The 20,712-nt window shown below is 64.5% G+C and carries 20 protein-coding genes; 8 read left to right on the top strand and 12 right to left on the bottom strand.

The features are described 5' to 3' along the window. Positions 1-12: 12 nt before the first annotated feature. The 5 genes from AC1D75_RS01560 to AC1D75_RS01540 form a co-directional block, all read right to left on the bottom strand. A complete protein-coding gene (locus AC1D75_RS01560) occupies positions 13-2,025 on the bottom strand; it encodes a hypothetical protein (protein WP_495513570.1) in 2,013 nt (670 codons plus the stop codon). Between the two features lie 74 nt (positions 2,026-2,099). Further along, positions 2,100-2,243 carry a DUF6760 family protein gene (locus AC1D75_RS01555; RefSeq protein ID WP_495515945.1) on the bottom strand — a complete coding sequence of 48 codons (144 nt, stop codon included), beginning with the start codon at positions 2,241-2,243 and terminating at the stop codon, positions 2,100-2,102. Positions 2,244-2,254: 11 nt separating this feature from the next. Continuing rightward, on the bottom strand, positions 2,255-2,686 hold the full coding sequence (locus AC1D75_RS01550; RefSeq protein WP_495513569.1) for a hypothetical protein: 432 nt from the start codon (positions 2,684-2,686) through the stop codon (positions 2,255-2,257). Beyond that, on the bottom strand, positions 2,679-3,131 hold the full coding sequence (locus tag AC1D75_RS01545; RefSeq protein ID WP_482136936.1) for a phage tail protein: 453 nt from the start codon (positions 3,129-3,131) through the stop codon (positions 2,679-2,681). Before AC1D75_RS01545 ends, AC1D75_RS01550 begins: the two co-directional genes overlap by 8 nt. A 34-nt stretch (positions 3,132-3,165) precedes the next feature. Next, entirely contained in the window at positions 3,166-4,698 is a 1,533-nt protein-coding gene (locus tag AC1D75_RS01540; RefSeq protein ID WP_495513568.1) for a phage tail sheath subtilisin-like domain-containing protein, read from the bottom strand. Positions 4,699-4,862: 164 nt separating this feature from the next. On the opposite strand from AC1D75_RS01540, the gene AC1D75_RS01535 reads away from it, so the two are divergent. Then, a complete protein-coding gene (locus AC1D75_RS01535) occupies positions 4,863-5,504 on the top strand; it encodes an eCIS core domain-containing protein (RefSeq protein WP_495513567.1) in 642 nt (213 codons plus the stop codon). Between the two features lie 5 nt (positions 5,505-5,509). Here AC1D75_RS01535 and AC1D75_RS01530 read toward each other — a convergent pair whose 3' ends face one another. Beyond that, positions 5,510-6,481, bottom strand: a complete 972-nt coding sequence (locus AC1D75_RS01530; protein ID WP_495513566.1) for a cation diffusion facilitator family transporter — start codon at positions 6,479-6,481, stop codon at positions 5,510-5,512. Between the two features lie 156 nt (positions 6,482-6,637). Between AC1D75_RS01530 and AC1D75_RS01525 the strand changes: the two genes are divergently transcribed. From AC1D75_RS01525 to AC1D75_RS01505, 5 genes are all read left to right on the top strand, one after another. After that, the gene (locus AC1D75_RS01525; protein WP_495513565.1) at positions 6,638-6,979 is read left to right on the top strand and encodes an ArsR/SmtB family transcription factor; all 342 of its coding nucleotides are present in this window, start codon (positions 6,638-6,640) and stop codon (positions 6,977-6,979) included. Continuing rightward, a complete protein-coding gene (locus AC1D75_RS01520; RefSeq protein WP_495513564.1) occupies positions 6,976-7,431 on the top strand; it encodes an SRPBCC family protein in 456 nt (151 codons plus the stop codon). The genes AC1D75_RS01525 and AC1D75_RS01520 overlap by 4 nt, the downstream gene beginning before the upstream one ends. 11 nt (positions 7,432-7,442) lie before the next feature. Then, on the top strand, positions 7,443-7,799 hold the full coding sequence (locus tag AC1D75_RS01515) for a nuclear transport factor 2 family protein (RefSeq protein WP_495513563.1): 357 nt from the start codon (positions 7,443-7,445) through the stop codon (positions 7,797-7,799). A 133-nt stretch (positions 7,800-7,932) separates the two neighbouring features. Further along, positions 7,933-8,325, top strand: a complete 393-nt coding sequence (locus AC1D75_RS01510) for an SRPBCC family protein (RefSeq protein WP_495513562.1) — start codon at positions 7,933-7,935, stop codon at positions 8,323-8,325. A 230-nt stretch (positions 8,326-8,555) separates the two neighbouring features. Next, the gene (locus tag AC1D75_RS01505) at positions 8,556-10,460 is read left to right on the top strand and encodes a hypothetical protein (protein ID WP_495513561.1); all 1,905 of its coding nucleotides are present in this window, start codon (positions 8,556-8,558) and stop codon (positions 10,458-10,460) included. A 5-nt stretch (positions 10,461-10,465) separates the two neighbouring features. On the opposite strand, the gene AC1D75_RS01500 is transcribed toward AC1D75_RS01505, so the two are convergent. The 6 genes from AC1D75_RS01500 to gad all read right to left on the bottom strand — a co-directional run bounded on the left by AC1D75_RS01500 (position 10,466) and on the right by gad (position 17,692). After that, positions 10,466-12,505 (bottom strand): ATP-binding protein, encoded by a 2,040-nt coding sequence (locus AC1D75_RS01500; protein ID WP_495513560.1) that lies wholly within the window; start codon positions 12,503-12,505, stop codon positions 10,466-10,468. Continuing rightward, positions 12,502-13,110 (bottom strand): Pvc16 family protein, encoded by a 609-nt coding sequence (locus tag AC1D75_RS01495; RefSeq protein WP_495513559.1) that lies wholly within the window; start codon positions 13,108-13,110, stop codon positions 12,502-12,504. The genes AC1D75_RS01500 and AC1D75_RS01495 overlap by 4 nt, the downstream gene beginning before the upstream one ends. A gap of 3 nt (positions 13,111-13,113) precedes the next feature. Further along, positions 13,114-13,740 (bottom strand): response regulator transcription factor, encoded by a 627-nt coding sequence (locus AC1D75_RS01490; protein WP_482136946.1) that lies wholly within the window; start codon positions 13,738-13,740, stop codon positions 13,114-13,116. Positions 13,741-13,790: 50 nt separating this feature from the next. After that, positions 13,791-15,086, bottom strand: coding sequence for a trypsin-like peptidase domain-containing protein (locus tag AC1D75_RS01485; protein ID WP_495513558.1), 1,296 nt, complete (start codon positions 15,084-15,086; stop codon positions 13,791-13,793). A 49-nt stretch (positions 15,087-15,135) separates the two neighbouring features. Continuing rightward, positions 15,136-16,200 (bottom strand): DUF6777 domain-containing protein, encoded by a 1,065-nt coding sequence (locus AC1D75_RS01480; protein WP_495513557.1) that lies wholly within the window; start codon positions 16,198-16,200, stop codon positions 15,136-15,138. Between the two features lie 121 nt (positions 16,201-16,321). Further along, positions 16,322-17,692, bottom strand: coding sequence for a glutamate decarboxylase (gene gad / locus AC1D75_RS01475; RefSeq protein WP_495513556.1), 1,371 nt, complete (start codon positions 17,690-17,692; stop codon positions 16,322-16,324). A gap of 132 nt (positions 17,693-17,824) precedes the next feature. Here gad and AC1D75_RS01470 point away from each other — a divergent pair, with 132 nt between their 5' ends. After that, on the top strand, positions 17,825-19,183 hold the full coding sequence (locus tag AC1D75_RS01470; protein WP_495513555.1) for an MFS transporter: 1,359 nt from the start codon (positions 17,825-17,827) through the stop codon (positions 19,181-19,183). Then, positions 19,180-20,676 (top strand): pyridoxal phosphate-dependent decarboxylase family protein, encoded by a 1,497-nt coding sequence (locus AC1D75_RS01465; RefSeq protein ID WP_495513554.1) that lies wholly within the window; start codon positions 19,180-19,182, stop codon positions 20,674-20,676. Before AC1D75_RS01470 ends, AC1D75_RS01465 begins: the two co-directional genes overlap by 4 nt. Positions 20,677-20,712 lie beyond the last annotated feature (36 nt).

Below are 20,712 nucleotides of genomic sequence, written 5' to 3'. Positions count from 1 at the left end.
AGTGTTCGATGGTCATCGTTCGGTCAGCAGTCCGCTTCTTTCACGGTCGAGCCAGAGCTCGGCGCGAAGGCGTGCGGTGAGGGGTTCATAGAGTTGCCGCGCCAGCTCTTCGATATCAGGTGCCGCGACTGCCGGTGCGGCTGCCGGTGCGGGTGCGGGAGCAGCGGCCGCTCCCGCACCCTGCGCCACCGATCGGGCTGCGGACAGCGCTGATGCGGGTACACCCGAGGCATCGGAGGTCGCCTGCGTCGCGCGATCGATCAACCCATCGAGTACTCCGGCGGCATCGGGGACTCCTGGCAGGTCTGAGACGTCGGGCAGATTCGGGAGATACTGAGCCCCGGGGAGTTCGGGCATCTTTGGGATACCTGGGATGTCCGGTACACCGGAAATGTTTGGGATACCTGGAATGCCCGGGAGACCCGGGATCCGGGGCATTTCCGGGTGGTTCGGAATTGCGGTGGGCAGACCGGTCGGCATTGTCGGTACGTCCGGGAGAGTGCGCTTCACCTGATCTGCAACGCCGGCCGATCGATTGGCCGGTGAGAACATCTCCGCCAGTGGGACCGGGTTCGATGGCAGCGACGGTAGCGATGGGAACATCGAGCGTTGCACGCTGGGAGCAGGACCTGATGTGTGCTCAGGTGCCGTATCGACAGTCCGGGATACCGGGCGTCCGACAGCGCTTCGACGACCCGGTGATGATGTCACGCGCTGAACGGACGCGATGGCGTCTGCATGTTTGACCGGAGTTGTTGTCGGGCGGATGTTTTGAGCAGATTGCGCGTTGTCGGGTGGATGGAGGGACGTATTCGAAGACGGCCGGGGTGTGGCACGCGTCCAACTGGGTTGATACACAGGCGCGGGTTCGGGGGCCGGGGATGAAGGGGTTCCGGACGGCGATGGTGCGTCGGTCACAGTTCGTTGCATCGCGCTGCCCACTGCGCGCCAGATGGCGGGTGTGGTGTTCGGTGAACCGTCGACCATGCGCAAATCACCGTCAGCGGCACCCAAAGTGCCGCTGACCGTGCCGAAATCACTGGGCACCGTGTCAATGGTGCGTACCGTGCTGTGCACATCAGGGGATTCGGGATGCGCCGTGTCATTCGCGCTCGTTGGTCTCGGCACAAACGCCGGTGGTCGGGGAGCGAGGCCATTGGCTTGAGGCGTAGTCGGTACGACCGCGGGCGGGGCAGCATCGGCGGAACCTCGATGGACTTTCTGGACCGCCGAAGAATGGCGCGGACTGGTCATATGTCCACTGACCGGATTGGTCCGCGCGGTGTCAACACCAGCACGCTGGATGGTCTGATGGATACGCTCGGAGGTCGGTTCGGCCCACCGGATGGTGTCTTCGGCACGCTCGGTGGGTGGCTCAGAACGCTTGGCAGTCGTTTCGACCCTCTGAACGGTGCGCTCGGCACGTTCGAGGGGTTGGTGGGCGCGCTGGAGGGTCTTTTCGGCACGGTCGGTGGTGATTGCGACGCGGTCGGCAGTGGGGGTGGGGATGGGGGTGGTGAAAGATGTCTGGGCTGAGCGCTGGATGGGCAGGGGTGCCGCACGAGGCACGGGCGCGGCGCTCACCGGCAGTGAGGCCGGTGCGGCGATGTCGTCCACGATCACTCCTGCAAGTACCGGTGGTGTGTTGTCGCTGTGCGAGGGGAGATCGGTCACCACGGGCATCTCTCGGGCTGCCTGGCCTTCGACGGGCGGCCTGGTCGTGATGGCCGGTGTAGGAATGGCCATGCGCTGCAGGGGCCCTCGAGTGGCAGATGCAGGCTTCGCCGATGGGGGAGGGCGGAGTGCGGGAGCTGTCGGTGCCGCGGGGGGAGTCGGTTCCGGTGTGGTCTCTGGGGCCAGCATGGCCGGATCGTCCGCCAGATCGACGGTGGTGCACAGCGGATGTCCGAAACATGGATCTGCCGACGTCGTCAGTGACGAGGTGAACCCGCCGACGTCGGTGGTGGTGGCGATCGGTGATGTTGTCGTCCGGACCGGCGGCGGCAGGTGCCGGGCGCGCTGCACGGGGACCGCATACACGGATGTCGCGGGTGTTGCGGGGGTGTGGGCAGTGCGCCCCCAAGGCCACCAGGTCGGCATCATCGGGTCCCTTCGTCGTTGTTCAGCTGAGCGATCTGTGCGACATACTTCGCCCGCTCAGCGTGTTCCAGATCGAACAGTTCAGCTCTGGCCCAATGGAAGTGGTAGGCAACGTACGAGACCTCGGCATAGAGTCGTTCGATCCCGTACGTCGCTATTCCCCCAGGCGCCCACCGGAAAGGTCGACGGAGAACTCGGCGTTACAGTTCGGACAGATGACGCCGGCCCGGGTGTGCCCCTCTTGGTTCACCCGGCGATACATGTCCTGCAGAAACGCCAGATCTGTGGCAAACATGTTCTCCACCAGTCCGGCGTGGACGTCATCGATGCCACCGATGCGGGTCACCACGCGGCTGATCAGGATCACCGTGAGGTAGCCGGGGTTCTCGCGGACGCGGTCATCGCGTTGGGAGACGAGCTCGTCGCGAGCGGTTGCCAGTCGCATTGTTCCTTCACGGTGGATGGTCCCCGCTGAATCGACATAACCCCTCGGCAGTACAAATGCGAACTCGGTACGCAATTCATCGCCATCCGAGGAGTTTTCGTCGGAGCGATCGATCACCGCGACAGCATTGGTTCTACGCACCGTCGACCTCCACGCGCTCGTAGGTGAGGACGAGTTTTTCGGTCAGCACGCTGGTGTCGCCCGCTTTGAGGGAGTTGATCTCCAGGCTCTTTGGCCAGGCATTGGTGACCTTGTAGCGCTTGACCGCGGTGCCCTCGTAGTCGTAGACCACGATCGCCCCGCCCTTGCGGACGTCGCTCATCTTGCCTAATTGTGAGTCTTTGACCCACTTGTCGAAGCTGTTGTCCTCGGTGAGGGGCCGGGTGAGTGTGACTTCCCCGGCCTTCCACCGGCCGGGGAGCTTCTTGACGGTGTACTTGCCGTCGGCGGCGGTGTTCGACTTGTACTCGATCACATCCTGTTCCATCTTGAGGCCGGTGACCTCGGTGATGCTCTTGATCTGGATGCCATCGAATTCGAGCCCGAAGGAGTGGCCGACGGAGCTGTCGAATTCGGGGAGGGCCATGGTGTCACTTCGCTTTCAGCAGTGGTGGATTGGGCTATTCGGCAACAAGGCTGGTGCCGCCGGAGTACTGGGACAACCGGAAGATCACGAACTCGGCGGGTTTGACGGGCGCGACGCCGATCTGGCAGACCACCTCGCCCGCGTCGATGCCCTCGGCGGGGTTGGTCTCCGCATCGCACTTGACGAAGAAGGCCTCGTCCGGTGTCCCACCGAACAGGGCGCCGCGCCGCCACTCGTTGACCAGGAATGCGCTGATCGTGCGCCGGAGTTTTGCCCACAGCGCGGGATCATTGGGTTCGAAGACCACCCAGTTGGTGCCGTCCAGGATGGACTCTTCGAGGTAGTTGAAGAGCCTGCGGATGTTCAGGTATCGCCAGGCCGGGTCCGACGACATCGTTCGGGCACCCCAGACGCGGATCCCGCGTCCGGGGAAGGCCCGAATACAGTTGATCCCCACTGGATTGAGCAGATCGTGCTCACCTTTGGTGATCTGGGTCTGTAGGGTTACTGCACCCCGGACAACTTCATTTGCCGGCGCCTTGTGGACGCCGCGGGTGTCGTCGTTGCGACCCCAGATCCCGGCAACAAAACCGGATGGCGGGAGGAACACTCCCTTGCCTGGGCTGACCCAGGGCCAGTACAGGGCGGCATATTTGGAGTCGTATCCGGTGGTATCCACTCGCCATTGTTTGACCTGTTGCGCGGTGAGTTCCGGCGGGGTGTCCAGGATAGCCATCCGGTCGCCCATCAACTCACAGTGCGAGATCATGGCCAGTTGAACGGCTTTCACGGTGTCGACGTCGATGGCTCCCTGCTGATGGGCCGTCATCAGATCCGGGATGCACACCATCGTCACCTCGTCGATGGCCTCGAGTCCGGAGAAACCGCTGCGCGCGGCCACATCGCCGACGTAGTCGTCGGTGGACAGCGTCGACGGGACGATTGCGGTGGGTGCAGGCACGACAAGAGTTGCGCTCTGGCCGGGGGACAACTCGTCGGAGGACTTTCCAGAGAGAGTATCGATCTTGACGAGTTTCGACGCGGCGTTGACCACGGTTTTCACGCTGGTCTGCCCGCGACCGGCGGTGATCCCATTGTGTTCTTCGACCACTTCGTTGCCGCGCCGGATGAGCAGCTTCATGCTCCCCTCGGGCGGCGATTCACCGTCGGCTTCGACGATGTCGACACGCAGACTTCCGTCTACCGCGCCGGCATCGATTGCCGTCACCTTCAGATTCCCGATCTCTGCCTGTGGCACAGGCGATTCCAGTGCTCTGTTGCCGGATCCGTCGCCCTCGGACAGCGATCTTCCGATGCGGACGATGTAACAGTTGCCGCCGCCATTCTGGAAGTAGGCGAAAACCGACTGTGCCAGTGCAGCATTGCCGAGATATCCGCCGAACGTGTTGGTGAACTGTGTCCAGTTGCTCACCAGGGTTGGTGTGTCGAAGGGACCGGATTCGGCGAGACCGACAAAGGCGGCAACCGCGGTCCCCACCCCCTCGATGGGGCGTGATCCCGAATCGACTTCCTCGACGTACACACCGGGGGAGAGGTAGGAAGGCATTGCGACTCCTTGCTGGGCAGTTGATGTCCTGATCATTGCCGCGCCGGATCGATGGCATAAGTGGCCTTCGGACTCCCATGAAGGCAGGGCGGTGTGCACAAAAGGGCAGAGTTGCCCGACGACGTCGGATGTTGCCCGGTCCGGTCGTAATCTGGTGATAGAAGGTGACTTCGACGACTGGAGCAGTGATGGCCGATCACCACAGTGAACACGTGTCGGGTGTCGGACCGGCCAGTGCGAGCCGATCGGAGCGGCGGGCCGATCCGATCCGGACAGGTGGCGTCAGCCGTGAGGAAGTACTGGGCAGCAAAGGATTACGAGACCTGCAACGTACCGCGGGTAACGCGGCCGTCACCGAGATGCTCGAGGGTCGGTCGCCGATCGACGGTGTCATTGGTGCGGGAGGCGGCCGACCGTTGGAGCCTGCGGTGCGGGCCGACATGGAATCGCGGCTCGGGCATGACTTCGGGGATGTTCGCATACACGACGACGGGGCTGCGCATCAATCAGCGGCGGCGGTCGATGCCCACGCGTACACCGTCGGATCCGACGTTGTGTTCCAGCGAGACCTCTACGACCCGAGCTCGACCAATGGGCGGGTGATGCTGGCCCATGAACTCACCCATGTGGTGCAACAGCGCAACGGACCCGTCGACGGGACACCGACGTCCGACGGGATCAGCATCTCCGACCCGTCAGATCGCTTCGAGCAGGAAGCAGTCGCGAATGCCGATCGGGTGGCCGGCGCGGACGCGCCGCCGGTACAACGTGCCGAGGACCAGCGCGCGGACCTCGACAGCGAATGAGACCGTCAGGAATCGGGAATCAGATCGGGCTCGTCGGGTGTCGCGAGCGTCAACACCGCTTCGATGACACGCGGGTCGTTCTCCAGTTCGGCCTCGATTCTCCGTAGGGCGATGGCAACCGAGGATTCGTCGTTGTTGCCGGTGATATCGATCGCGGCCACCAGGAATAGTGCAGCGGGCCCGGCATATTCGATGTGCAGGTAGGTGACCCGATCGACGTCGGGGTGCGCGAGGAGCCTGCGGAGCACCCGCCGGCGGGTTGCGTTGTCGACGGTTTGACCGAGCAGGAACCGACGATTCTGGTTGATGAGGACCACGGCGACCACACCGAGCAGGATTCCCACCAGGACAGAGCCAAGGGCGTCGTAGGTTGGTGAACCGGTGACCTGATTCAGGAATACGCCGAGAAATGCGATGGCCAGGCCGATCAACGCGGCCGAATCCTCGGCGAACACGGCCCTCAATGTCGGGTCTGATGTCCGGATGACCTGGTCCAGCAACCTGATTCGACGTTTCTCCGCCCCTTGTTTGGCCTGATGGTAGGACCGCAGGAACGAAATGGCCTCGAGCACGGCGGAAATGGCGAGAACGACGTATGCCACCCCGTAGTCGCGTGCCGGCTCCGGTGAGAGCAGCTCGGAGATACCGTGCTGAATGGAGACTGCCGAACCGACCGTGAAGAGCCCGAACGCCGCGAACATCGACCAGATGTAAGCTTCGTTGCCGTATCCCCGTGGATGCTGGACATCCCGGGCTCGGTGGGAGCGGCGTTCGGCGATCAGCAGCAGGATTTCGTTGCCGGTGTCGGCCCAGGAGTGTGCCGCCTCGGCCACCATCGAAGCTGATCCGGTGATCACTGCTGCGCCGGTTTTCGCGATGGCGACCAGCAGGTTCGAGATGAAGGCGATGAGCACCGTCAGAAAGCTCTCGCTCTGGCCGGCTCCGGAGGAGTCGATCCGTTCAGTCGGCTTCGTCATGTGAACCTCCCGTTCCGAGGGTATTCGCCGTCGTCGGGTTGGGGACGATCTCCAGATCTTCGACCCTGGCGAACACGGCATGCCCGAGCGGACGGGCGAACCGTCATTCAACAAATAAACCTTTGTGCAAATAATGGTTTGTGTTAACGTGGCGACGTGAGTTCCTCGATGGCGGTTCAACACCTCGACTCCGCTTTCACCGCGCTCGGGGATCCGGTGCGGCGTGCGCTCATCGCCCGTCTGGCGCTCGGTGACGCCACGGTCGGCGAACTCGCGGAGCCCTTTGACCTGACCCAGCAGGCGATCTCGCACCACGTGGGTGTCCTGCGGAAGTGCGGCCTGGTCGAGCAGCGGCGCGAGGGCACCCGCAGGCCCTGCACTTTGAGCACCGCCCGCCTGGCTGCGATGAGCACGTGGATCGACGACCAGCGCCGCATATGGGACGACAGACTCAACGTGCTCGAGACGCACCTGGTGAACGAGGGAGAGGTCCGTTGACCGACGCCACATCGCAACTCATCGGCGACGAATTGATCGCAGAGCGGAGCCTGCCGGTACACGTTGACCGGGTATGGGAGGCCTTCACGTCACCGGCGGGCGTTGCGGCGTTCTGGGGTGGGTCTCACGCCACGGTGCCAGTCGATTCGGTGATCATCGACCTACGCGTCGGGGGTGAGTTCTCAATGGACACCTGCGGATCGGGCGGGACGGCCAGTCGACTTCGCTTCACATATGTCAGCGTCACCGACCGCTCGGAGCTCGTGTTCGACGAACCCGTCACGGGGCTCCGGACCACCGTCCGCATGGGCGTCACCGCCACCGGAACTGACCTGACCATTCATCAGAAGCGTCTCCCGGCAGAGCTTCAGACCGCACAGGCGGCACAGGGGCTCGCTTCAATTCTTGATGCGCTCGCCGTGTACTTGTCCCCCGGATCGATCACGAGATGATGGATAACAAAATGACCAAGACCGGCCAACGAGACCTGGTTGCCGAATATTTCGAAGGGTTTCGCAAGAGCGACCACCCACGCATCCTGGCAACTCTCACCGACGATGTGGAATGGGTGATCCACGGTCACCGAACCACCCGAGGCAAGTCCGAGTTCGACGGGGAGATTGAGAACCCGGCGTTCACGGGCAGCCCAACACTCGACCTCGAACGCGTGTATGAAGACGGGCAGGTGGTGGTGACGACTGGCGTAGGTGGCGGGGCGTCCGTTGAGCACGGCCCGTTTCAGTTCGCCTTCAACGACATGTTCACTTTCCGGGACGGTCTCATCGCCCGGGTGGACTCTTACGTCGTTCCGCTTTCCTGATCCGAGCGGATCAGAGGTACAGAGGAGGAGGAAATGACCAGCGCCCTGGACCCCGGTCGACCGTTCACCGGCAGCGAGGGAGAGCTGTTGGAGAACACCGCCCAGTACCGGACAGAGATGAAGGGGTTTCGCAGTGCGTAGTCGCCACCTCAGCCGGGTGATCCCGGCCCAGGCCGCCGATGTCTATGAGTTTGCGGCGAATCCGGACAATCTGCCCAAATGGGCGGCCGGACTTGCGAAGTCCGAAGTGACCCGTGACGGTGACACGCTGTTCGCGGACTCCCCGATGGGCACGGTGGCCGTCCGTTTCGTACCCCACAATGAGTACGGCATCCTGGACCATGACGTGATACTGCCTTCCGGGACGACGGTCAACAATCCCATTCGGGTACTGGCCCATCCCGAAGGGTCCGAGGTCGTGTTCACCATCCGACAAATCGAGTTGAGCGACGACGAGTTCGACCGTGACTGTCGGTTGGTGGAAGCAGATCTCGCTCGCTTGGGCGAACTTTTCACGACCAGATGAGGTCGGGCAGGCTGCCGGCTTGATTCTGTGTTGCGGCAGAACGACGTCCGGTAATTGCCATGCGTCTGAAGCCGCACGTCGGGATGGCTCCTGCCATCAGTGCCGAGAACCCTGCCCGTAAGGGCAACGTGTCTTGGCTCTTTCGTGATGGGACCACTCGCCGACGCCAGGCACGCTTGTCCTATGCGATGTGCAGAAACGGAATACCGAGTCGACGCCGACGGTGGGCCATGAGCACCCTGGCCTGCCCAGAATGTGGATCCGGCAACGCGCCCGGCACCCAGTTCTGTGTGGAGTGTGACACCTACCTGGGTTGGACGACGGCACCGTCGGCGCGGGCAGCGATCACGCCATCGTCTGGAGCACCGCCCGCCGGGACCACGACGGCGCCGCGGACCTCGCCGGACGCCGGCCGAGTTGTTGTCCCGACTGTCGAAACCAGCACGACCTGCGCAACTCTGGAACCGGATGTCGGGGTGACAGTGGAGCTTCGGATGTACAACCCTTCTCCCATCGTCGACGGCTATCGCGTCGAGTTACTCACGGCACCAGAGTGGTTGATGGTCGAGCATGGTGAGATCCGGCTGATGCCCCACACCGATTCGATGATCCCGGTGACATTCACACTCGCCGAGGGCAGTGTGGTGGTGGCACAAACGGTCAGTGTGCCGCTGCGGGTGCGGTCGCTGACCGATCCGGACAAGTTCACCGATGCCGAGATCGAACTCGTCATCCCGCGGGCCGGTCGGCCGGTGGCCGCCGGCGCACACCCCACGCTGGTACGTCTGGTCGACGAGACAGCGGGGACCGTCCGTATCGATCTCGACAACACTGCCAGCAACTACCCGCAGACGGTGATACTCGGCGGCACCGATGCCGAAGGCGTGGTGCGATTTTCGTTCACACCCCCCTCGGTCGAGGTCCCAGCCGGGGGGACATCCAGTGTCGACATGCGTTTCGAGACCCCGGTACTCGACTACGGAACCCAGACCTCGCGACAGCTCACGGTCACCGCCACCAGCGGCGAGGACTCCACCGATACCCAGATCACGGTGAACCAGCAGCGATCACCGGCTCCCGAAGACGTACCGGCGGAACTGCGTCTGGAACCCAGCGTCCTACGGGTCACCGACTACCCCGCGGCCGACCTCGACGTGGTCATCGACAACCGGCGGGGCAGCGCCGACCGGCAACTCACCCTCGGTGGTCGGGACCCGGAGAACAAGGTTCGATTCAACTTCGCCACCACATCGTTGTATGTGCCTGCCGGGGAGATCGCGGCTGTCCGTCTGAGTGTGCAATCGACACCACCGCCCGAGGGCGAGGAAGTCTCAAAGCCGTTCACCGTCATGGCCGCCGATGAGAACGAGGAACTGGAGGCGAACGGCACACTGACGCTGATCACCTCGACCTCCTCGATCACCACCGCATCGTTGCGGCTGCATCCGGCCAGAGTTCAGCGTCGGAACAGCGGCTCGGCACGGTTCAAGGTCATCGTGGACAACGCCAGATCGAGTCGACCGCTCAATGTCGAACTCGCCGGATCCGATCCCGAGGCGGAAGTGCGATTCGCCTTCAGTCCGGCACGTTTCGAAGTTCCTGCCGGCCAATCGATGTGGGCGTGGTTGTCGGTGAACGCGAGTCAACCGGAGCCGGGAGGCAAGATCGAGAGATCGCTGACCGTGGAGGCCTCGGACGGCAGGGACCGGATATCCGCCGAAGGCACACTCGTGCAACACACTTCGGACTGGATGCCGGTGGCGCGGGTTGTCCTCACCGTTCTCGGTGGTCTCACCGCAATCATCGGTGCGCTTGCCCCTTGGACGATCAACCTGCCCGACTACTACTTCGACCGACTCCTGAACCCGAGCGCCGAGGCGGACTTCGTCGAGCAGTCACAACCCGCGGCACGCCTCGCCGTCCTCGTGCTCGCCGGACTGATGATGTGGGGCATCACCGGGAAGACCGGCAAGCTGACCCGGACCTCGGCGATCCTGTTGGCCACGACGGTGATCGGCTACCTGGTCTACCTCACGGTGCAGTACGGCACCGGTGGACCGATGTACGGTGCCATCCTCGTGGTTGCCGGGGCGGTCCTGGGCGGGCTCGGCGGACTCTGCATCCGCAATCGCTGAACGGGTCAGGCTCGGTCGGCCAGGTACCCGCCGAACTCACGTTCACCGATCAAACGCCCCAGCTTACGATATTCATGGGCGATCGCCGCCACGACGTCGGCGGTGGTGATCGAGCGATCCTCCGCAGCCGCGCGGTAGCCCGCCGTCACCGATGCCGATCGAATATTGCCGCCCGCCAACGTGAATGCCCGCGCGCAATGGTCCAGGTCGATATCCGGGGACGCCGGCACCGGAGGCTGCAGACACCGCTGCCACAAATCGAGGCGGGCGTCGCAATCCGGTTGCGGGAAATCGATCAGGGCGTCGAGTCGGCGGGTGAACGCATCATCGAGGTTCGACCGCAGGTTGGTCGTCAACACCGCGAGACCGTCAAACGACTCCATCCGCTGAAGCAGGTACGCGGTCTCGATGTTGGCGTACCGGTCCTGCGCGTCCCGAACCTCACTGCGCTTGCCGAACAATGCATCGGCCTCATCGAAAACCAGTACAGCGTTGACAGATTCGGCCTCGTCGAAGATCTTGTCGAGGTTCTTTTCCGTCTCGCCGATCCACTTCGACACCACGCTCGACAACCCGACCGTGTACATCTCGAGTCCCAGGTCGGCCGCGATCACCTCGGCGGCCAAGGTCTTCCCGGTTCCGGATTCGCCGGCGAACAAACCGATCACCCCGCGACCGCGGGCACCGCCTCGGCGCATGCCCCATTCGGTCAGGACGCGGTCGCGGTGCCGGGCCCGGGCGGCGAGGTCGTGGAGCGAGTCTTCCACCAGCGCAGGAACAATCAGATCTGTCCATCCGACGGCGGGCGTGATCCGGCGGGCCAGACGTTCGAGCCCGGCGGCGTTCTGGGCACGGGCCCCGGCCTGCAGGTGCGTTGCGGAGACAGCGTCGCCGGTGGCGCGGGCAGCGATCTGTGCCGATGTCACCGCTCGACGGACCTGGACCGGCGTCAACGCGAAATGACCGCCCACCTCCTCGGCGGGAACCGCGGAGGACGTGTCTCCGAGGGCAGCTGTCCACAGCGACAACCGATCCGACTCGGTCAGGCGGGGTGCATCCAGGACGAGTGGAACCTTTCCGCACCACAACGGATTCCATGGTGCCCGCCCCACGATGATGACAGGGATCGTGAATTGCGAGAGTTGTCCGACGACCGTTGCGATGTTGTCGCCCAGCGCATCGGCCGGCGCGAAGACGACAACCGCGCCACGGAGAAGGGCCTCCCGCCGGACCGCGAGAAGGATTTCGGCGAGGTCCTCGGACCCGAAACGTTCCGCGTCGATCCCGAGATCACTGCGGCCTGCCGAAACCACAGCGGTTGCGGCCACCGCGGCACCGGCGCCCCCGGTCTGGTCGCGGATGTAGATGAGAGAGCACCCGCCGGTGATGGCCGTGGCGATGGTGTCGGCCATCGGGGTCGAGAAGTGGCCGTAGTCGCAGGCCACGTGTTGCAGGACCGGCTCGAAAGTGTTGTTGCCCAGGAGATGTGCGGTGACACGATCAGGAACCCGCAACGCACGGGTGAGGAACGGCCGGTCGATCTCTTCGACGTCGATCAGGCCGTGGTCGATCAACGGCGCACCGGGGGTCAGGCGCATCCGGGCCGACACCGATATTGCCGAGACCCCGGCCAGGGTGAGAGCCAGATCAACAGTCGCCCGCCGTCGTGACACGTCGTCGTTGAGGTAACCGTACAAACGCTCGAATCGTGAATCGAGGTCGGGCAACAGGCAGATGACGAGCAGTTCGGTGTCGAGTTCGGACAGGCCTGCGGTCGCGGACAATTCACGTAGCCGGATCACCGCGCCGGACTTCTCGGCGGCCACCGCGGCCGCTTCGGCGGCGCTCCTGGTCCCGTCGTCGGCAATGCCGGGATCCGGGTGGGGGCTCAGTAGTCGATCGACCGCGTCGTCACCGAGATAGAGGCCACGAAACGGATCGTCGGGTGTCGGGTCGTTACTGCGCCGATGGTGGACGACCTCCCGAATCCGGTTCTCCACCAGCCGCGCCCGGGCCAGCAGGTAACGGGCGCTTTCGGTGTTCACGGCGACCGGCGATGGGTCTCGCGGGCCGGCGAGCCACCGAGGCCTTCGGCGACCACAACGGTGGGGTGGAGCACCGGCGGTCCGACCGGGAACGGGCGCGGTACCGCCAGCGGTGCGGTGATCACCACATCGAGTGACGGTTTCAGCTCTCCACCGAGCGCGCTCCACACGTCGGCGAACGACCGGTCCTCGGGTGGCGGCAGCGCCACCGACATCGGGACGGGCAGCCCGGTCTCGGCGAGCACACCTTCCACGTGCCGGGTCGGAATCGATTGGTATTGAAGGAAACACGTCAGCAGCCGGGCCAGTAGGCCGTGTTCGTCCTCGGCGCGCTGAGTCCATGCCGCCACAAGGTAGGACAGTTTGAAGTAGCGGGGCGGCAGGTGGCGGGCGGTGACGTGATTGCCCGAATACTCGTTGACCATGCCGCTTTCCCGGCGCCGCAGATCCTCACGGATGTCGTAGAGGAAGACGTCGACGGTGGGTCCGGTGCGTTTGCCCGCCCATTCTTTGGTGGGGGCGTCGAAGGTGACCTCTACGCCGGCACCGTGCAGTGCATCGTCTTCGATGATGGCGCGCAGCGCCTGGTCGACATCGGCAATCACCGTTCAGATCAACCCCTCACGCATCGCATACGCGACCGCGTGCGAGCGATTCCGCAGTTGCAACCGCGTTGTCACATCGTGCAATACGTTCTTCACGGTCCGTTCGGAGAAACACAACTGCCGGGCGATCGCGGTGGTGTCGAGACCCTCGGCGACCAGCTTGAGGACCTCGACCTCGCGTTCGGACAGGCCGGAGAACCGGAGGCCACGTGGGGCCAATACCTGGCGTTGCAACCGGCCGACCTGATCGAGCAGGCTGCCGAGCAGATCCGCCGGGACCACGCCGCCGCCGGCAGCGACCCGGCGGATCTGGGCGATCAGTGCGTCCGCGTTCGCGTCGGCGCGGCGTACCAGGCCGCTGACCCCGGACTCGGCGGCGGCCACGACGGTGGTGTCGTCGAGGACGCCGAGTACCAACATCGTTCGCGGAATACCGCCGCGTTGCAGCGCGCGAAGGTTGCGTTTGACGGCGTCGTCGAAGCAGTCCGCGACCACGATGGCGACCTCGGCGGAATCGACGTCGGATTCGTCGACCAATCGGATCTCTGGACGCATGTGGAGTTGGCTGGCGACTCCGGCCTGCAGGATGGTGTCGTTCGAGTACACGTAGGTGAGGATGCGATGTTGCATGTGTCGACTCCCGGCTGACGATAGCGATGATTGTGGTGGCTCGTGGGTGGTCATTGTTGGGACTTTCCGCAACGACCGCAGAAGGTCTGTCCTGGGCTGAGGTCGAATCCGCAATTGGTGCAGCGGATTCCGGAGCTCTGGGGAAGCGTCGCAGTGGATCCCGCACCGCCAGGCGCCGGTCCGGCCGGAGCGGCACCTGCCATCGGGGACGGAGGTGTGGGCGCCGCGCCGGCAGGCAGAGCGCCCCCGGGGATGTCGGCGTCGGGGCCACCGGTGCGGTGGGTGCGCAGGTAATAGATCAATCCGGCGGCGGCGAGTCCGGCCACGACAACACCGATGACCACCAGCATCCAGGGTTGAAAGCCACGAGACGTCGTGTCGCCGGCCTGTTCTCGCTGCCGAACTGCATCGGTTCGCATGTCGAAGGCCTGGGGGTAAGTGGGTGCCAATTCGAGTGCGGAGTCGAAGTTTTCGACGGCACCGGCGTAGTCGCCTGCATAGTAGTTGTCGACCCCGGCGCGGTAACTGGCATCTGCCGGAGACAATTCGGGTTCCACTCCGGCGTCGGCGAGCATTTCCAACAGTCCGCTGACCGGGGCGATGTAATTGAAGGACTCTTCTTCACCGGCGGGGGAGAAGCTGTTGATCCCCAACACCCGCCCGTCCAGGTCGACGGTGGGACCACCGCTCATCCCTTTCGACATGGCAGCGCTCACCTCGTAGACAGGCGCCGTTTCAACGGTTTTGATCGCACTGATGGTGCCGCTCTTCGCGGTCGGTTCCAGGCTGAAATCAGTTACCTCATCTGTGCTCTGTGGATATCCGACCGCCAACACCGCGGTACCGACCGACGGGTCGCTTCCGTCTGTGAGCTCGGCGGACGGCAGGTTGTCGGCTTCGACCTTCAGTAGGGCGACATCACCTTTACCCAGCGGCCGTGCGTCGAGCACCGTGGCGGGAACGGGTTCGACGTTCTCGCCGGACTGGCCGGCGCCGAGTACCGAGACCGTGATGCCGCTCTGGTCGATCTCCCGGAGGACGGCGGACGAGTCGGTGCCGGAGGCGTTGGCGATGTCGTCGGCGTGGAACGTGGCGTCAACACAGTGACCGGCGGTGGCGATGTACCCGCCGGAGTTCACCACGAACCCGGTACAGCGGGACACCGCCTGATAGCCGCTGGCCGTCACCGCGGTCTCGAGGTAGACGATGGCGGGCCGGATCACCGCAGCAGCTTTGGTCTCCGGGGTGCTGGTGGGCTCTGCCGAAGCAGCACCACCCCCGAACATGCTCAGCGTGGCGGTGATCGCGGCGACTGCTGATACTGCGGTGATCCGGTTGGCGTGCAATGGTTTTCCTTTGTCCGGTCCGGGAAGTGTTCTCCGAAGAACGCAATTGCTATTCGGTGGCGGGTGGTTGTCCGGGTTCGACCTGGACATCGGTTTGTCCGTCGGTTCCGCCGGTGTCCGGGTACTGACCTTCTTGTCCGCCGGTGCCGTCCCCCTCGTCGGTTCCGCCTCCGGTTCCGTTCTCGGTACCGTCGCCGGGAATCTCTTCGGGAATCTCTTCGGCATCGGGTTCGACGGCGGGCGCGTCTTGTTCGGCACCCGGATCCACCTGATCGTCGGTACCTCCGGAGTCGTCCGAATCGACAGCGGCGTCCTCGGGTTCGGCGGGATCCGTGCCGGTCTCGACGTCCGTCGTCTGGCCTTCTGCGACGACGGCGCCGTCGACCACGGCAACTTCTTGGACGGTCATATTCGGCGCTGCGGACGGTGCCGGGGTCACCGTGATGGCAAGCGCGGGGTCGAACTTCGGCCAGGCCTGGCCGACGTAGGAGGCGGTCTCCCGATCGGATTCGGGCTCGGCCAGCGGATTGCCGCACTCGCATCGAACCTTGGGGGCACCATGACTGTCGACGAGGACTGCGGTCCCCGCCTGCAGAACCGATTGGAAAGGCTGAGCCTGGCCGTCGGAGTAGCCGTGATTGGTCACATTGGTGTCGGTGGTCAGGACCACGGGGGTCAGCGAATCGACATAGGCCGTGGCGTCGCCGGTCCCGACGACATCGGACCAGGCCTGCGCCTGCTCGGGATTGGACGCCAAGAAACTCTCGAGCTGTGCGCGATCGCAGACCGACAATTCGCTGGAACCGCCGTACAGGCCGGGCTCATCGCCGGACACCTGCGAGGTGTCTTCCCCGGAAAGTGGGGTAACGGTCGTCGAATCAAGTGTGTCGGCGGTGGCGGACAGATCCACCGGCGCGGTCACCGACTCGGTCCACGGCGAATCGCCACTGGACTGAGCGGCCTCGAGGACAACCTGATTCGCCTCGGACGGCACGTCTTTGGAGCAAGCCGCGACGATCATGACGATGCCGGCGACGAGCACTGCGAGAGTCACCGTCGACGACTTCAGGAGAACCAGAAGTGACGTTTGCGGGGTACCGGTTTGTCGGGACATGCACTGATCGTGGGCCGGCGGCGTGTCCGATACGCGAGTAGCGCACTACCCGAATATGCGGGGGCCTTTCACCGCCGGACCGCGTATGACCGTGGCGACCCGGGTGGTCGCCCCGGCCGGTTCAGTGTGCGAAGTGTTTTTTCTGAGGAAGGTGGCCGCTGGCCTTGAGCTTGCGGAGGTCGGATATGACCTGGACGAGGTGTTGGTGCAGGACCCGGGCCATGTCGCGGGAGAAGCCCTCACGGACGACCACCCGCAGAACCGCCAGGTCGGAGACATTGTCGGGCATCGTGTAGGCAGGCACCTGCCAGCCATAGGCGCGCAGGGCGTGACTGATGTCAAAAGCGGTGAACTCGCAGGATTCGTGGAGTCTGAACGTCACGACCGGGATGGCCGAACCGTCTGTGATGATCTCGATTTCGTCTTCCTTGGCGATTTCCGCGGCGAACCATTGGCCGGTGTCGGACAGCGACTGCATGATGTCGGTGTAGCCCTGACGGCCCAGGCGCAAGAAGTTGTAGTACTGCCCGATGACCTGATTGCCCGGCCGGGAAAAGTTCAGGGTGAACGTCGGCATGTCGCCGCCGAGGTAGTTGACCCGGAAAACGAGGTCCTCGGGCAGCCAATCGCGGCTGCGCCAGACAACAAATCCGACGCCGGGGTAGGTCAGGCCGTATTTGTGTCCGGAGACGTTGATGGACACCACCCGGGGGACACGGAAGTCCCATTCCAGTTCGGGATGCAGGAAGGGGAGCACGAAGCCGCCGCTGGCACCGTCGACATGGATCGGCACGTCTACGCCACCGTCGGCGGCCAGCTTGTCGAGGGCGTCGGCGATCGCTTTGACGGGTTCGAGTTCGCCGGTATAGGTGGTACCGGCGATGACGACCACACCGATGGTGTTCTCGTCGACGGCGTCGACAACCTGCTCGGGGGTGATGACGTACCGCCCCTTCTCCATGGGGAGGTAGCGGGGTTCGACTTCGAAGTAGCGGCAGAACTTCTCCCACACAACCTGCACATTGCTGCCCATGATCAGGTTCGGCGTGCCGGATGTTGCGGTGCGCTTGGCTTTCCAGAGCCACTTGAGGGCCAGTCCGCCGAGCATGACCGCTTCGGAGGAGCCGATGGTGGAAGTGCCGGTGGCGCTGGATGCGTCGACCGGATCGAGGCCCGGCGCGTTGAACAGGTCGGCGACGATGGCGACACAGCGTTCTTCGATGGCCGCGGTCAGCGGGTATTCGTCTTTGTCGATCATGTTCTTGTCGAACGTCTCGGCCATCAACTTCTCGGCCTCGGGGTCCATCCACGTGGTGACAAACGTGGCGAGGTTGAGGCGAGAGTTTCCATCGAGCATGAGCTCGTCGTGGATGAATCGGTACGCGACTTCAGGATCCATCGATTCGGCGGGCATCTGAAGGGCCGGTATGCCCGAAACCGCAAAGCGGCCGGTATAGGCGGGAGTGATGACTCCGCGGTCGAGGTCTGACATCTCAGTGAACTCCATCGTTGGCAGATGAATGGGAAAGGCTGAGCGTCGAGCCACCCGATATTACCGCCGCCTCCGCCGGTCAGCAGGGGAATCAGGCAACCGCATTGCGATTTCAGGGCTTACTGTGTGAGCGTGATCGTGCGATCAGAGACCCATGCGCCCGGCCTCGACCGCGGCGTGGTTGCCGGGTATGCCGCAGGCAGTGTGGGAACAGGCGGTTTTGGTGTCCTGCCAGGACTGGTACTCGCGTACTACCTCACGGACACATTGGGTGTGGCCGCCGCGTTGGCCTCGCTGGTGGTGATCATCCCGAAGATCGCCGATGTGCTGCTCGACCCGTGGATCGGGGCGAACAGCGATCGGATGGTGGGTCGCGACGGTAACCGCGTGCGGCTCATGCTCATCGGTGCACTTGCCCTGCCATTGCTGTTCATCGCGATCTTTTCGGTGCCGACGGTGCTCGGACCAGCGGCGGGTGCGATGTGGGTGCTGGTGGCCTTTCTGCTCGCTGCGGTCGCATACAGCCTCTTCCAGGTTCCGTACATCGCGCTGCCTGCAGAACTCACCGCCGACTACCACGAACGCACGCGGCTCATCTCGGTGCGCATCGCGGTGTTGGCCTTGACAATTCTGTTGGTGGGCGCCGGTGGACCGGCGGTCCGGGACGGTCTCGGCGGCGACGCCGCGGGCTACCTCGCGATGGCTGCCGTGGTCGCGGTGGTGATCTGCGCGGGCATGCTTGCCGCGACGCTCGGCGCAGCCCGAAAAGCATTGCCACCGGCGAAGTCCGGGCAGATGATCGCCACCTTCGTGGCCTACCGCGATGGTCTGGATGCGCTGCGCGACGTCCGGCGGTTCCGGGTGCTGGTGACGGTGTTCGTGATCCAGGCGCTGGCGACAGCCGTCATGCTGGCGGGTGCGCAGTATGTGGCGACCTATGTGCTCGACAACGAAGGCGCTCTGAGCATCCTGTTCGCAGCGCTGGTCGCGCCCGCACTGCTGGTGATGCCGCTCTGGTATCGCTTGGCCCATGCCCGCGGAAAGACGGCCGGATTGGTCTGGGCCTCAGCGATATTCATGTGCGCCACCCTGCTGTTGACGTTGCTGGTCTGGGCGCCGGGCTGGTGGGTGTATCCGGTGGTCGGCCTCGCCGGGGTGGGATACGCCGGGATGCAGGCGTTTCCGCTGGCAATGCTGCCGGACGTCATCGACGAGGACGCGCAACGGAGTGGTCGCGAGCGGGGCGGCGCCCTGGCCGGTGTGTGGACCGCCACCGAGACCGCGGGCCTGGCACTGGGCCCGGCCGTGTTCCTCGGAGTGCTCGCGGTATCCGGATTCGTCTCGTCGGACGGGGACGATCCGGCCCCGCAACCCGACTCGGCCGTCACGGCGATGGCGCTGGCATTCTCGTTGCTACCCACCGTGTTGGTCGCCGGAAGTCTGTGGGTGCTCCGCGGCTATCGCGACGCCGCCGTGGAGGAGAGGAAATGATGACGCCGGAAATACCGATCGCGGACCGGGGTCGGTCAGTGCTACGACGGTTGGAAGACCTGCGGGCACACGACGCACCGACCCACGGCGGCCGGATCCTGTCCTATGTCTACGACAGCGGGCTGGCCGAACTGGACCGGATTGCCGCCGACGCCGCTCGTCAGGTGCAGCCGGTGAACGGCCTCGACCCCACGGTGTTCACCTCGGTCGCAGTGATGGAGCGCGAGTTGATCGCCTTCGGTCGCAACGTATTCCATGGTGATGACACCATGGTCGGCACGGTGACCAGCGGCGGTACCGAGAGTTGCCTGCTGGCGGTCAAGGCGTCCCGCGACAGCGTTGCCCGTCCGCGCGGCACCGGCTCGCTGGTGATCGCGAGCACGGCGCACGCGGCCTTTGTCAAAGCCGCAGCGCTGCTGTCCCTGGAGCTGATCCGGGTACCGGTCGACCTCGACACCACGCGGGTGAGCGCTGCCGCCGTCGCCGCAGCGATCCGCGAAGATACGGTCCTGGTGGTGGTCTCGGCGCCCAACTACCCAACAGGTGCCATCGACCCGGTCGCCGACATCGCGAAAGTCACCTCGCAGCAGGGCATTCCGCTGCATGTGGATGCCTGCCTCGGTGGATTCGCCCTGGCTTGGTGGGAGACCGATGACATCCCGGTGCCGCCCTGGGATTTTCGCGTACCCGGGGTCACAAGTATCTCTGCCGACCTCCACAAGTATGGCTACGCACCCAAAGGTGCTTCACTGCTGCTTCACCGTGATCGTGACCGACACCGGGCCCAGTACTTCGGAATCACCGACTGGCCCGGCTATCCGGTGGTCAATCCGACGCTCCTGGGCTCGAAGTCGGTGGCGGGGACGGCCGCGGCCTGGGCGATCACCCAGACACTCGGCGTCGAGGGTTATGCCGCGCTGGTGGCCGGGATCAGGCGTTGCACCGACGCACTGCTCGGGGCGATCGAGAGTATCGACGGACTGTGTGTGGTCGGTGAACCTATCGGTCCGGTGTTCGCGGTCGCGGCGGACATTGCCGCGGTCGCGCCGGTCGATCCGCACCGATGGGCAAATGCGGTGCGTGAACGTGGTTTCACCCTGCAGATGCAGCCGTCGTTCACCCAGACCGATGGCTCGGTGCTGCCGGCGACCACACACTTCACGGTGACCCCGGTGACCGAAGCCGTCCTCGACGAGCTGGTCGCGGCTCTTGCCGACGGAGCCGACGCCGTGCGGGGACAGTCCGCTGCCGGGCCGCCGGAGGCGTTGCGGGAACTTGCCGCCGCCATCGACCGTGGCGACCTGGCGGTTTCCGATATTCTGGCGCTGCCGAGCGCTGCTGTCGGTGAGGCGCTGGCCGCGGCCGGGCTCGACCCGCAGGGCGACGGCGAGCTCGACATGGCGACGGTGCTCGCTGCCGTCGAGGCATTGCCGCGTGAGGTCACCGCCAAGATGCTGGTGGAGTTCCTCGCAGGTCTGGTGGCCCCGAATTGATCACCGTGAACATTTCTCTTACGACGGGCTGTGTTC

Source organism: Williamsia sp. Y712, from assembly GCF_059445525.1.
This window is presented reverse-complemented; position numbering and strand designations above follow the sequence as displayed.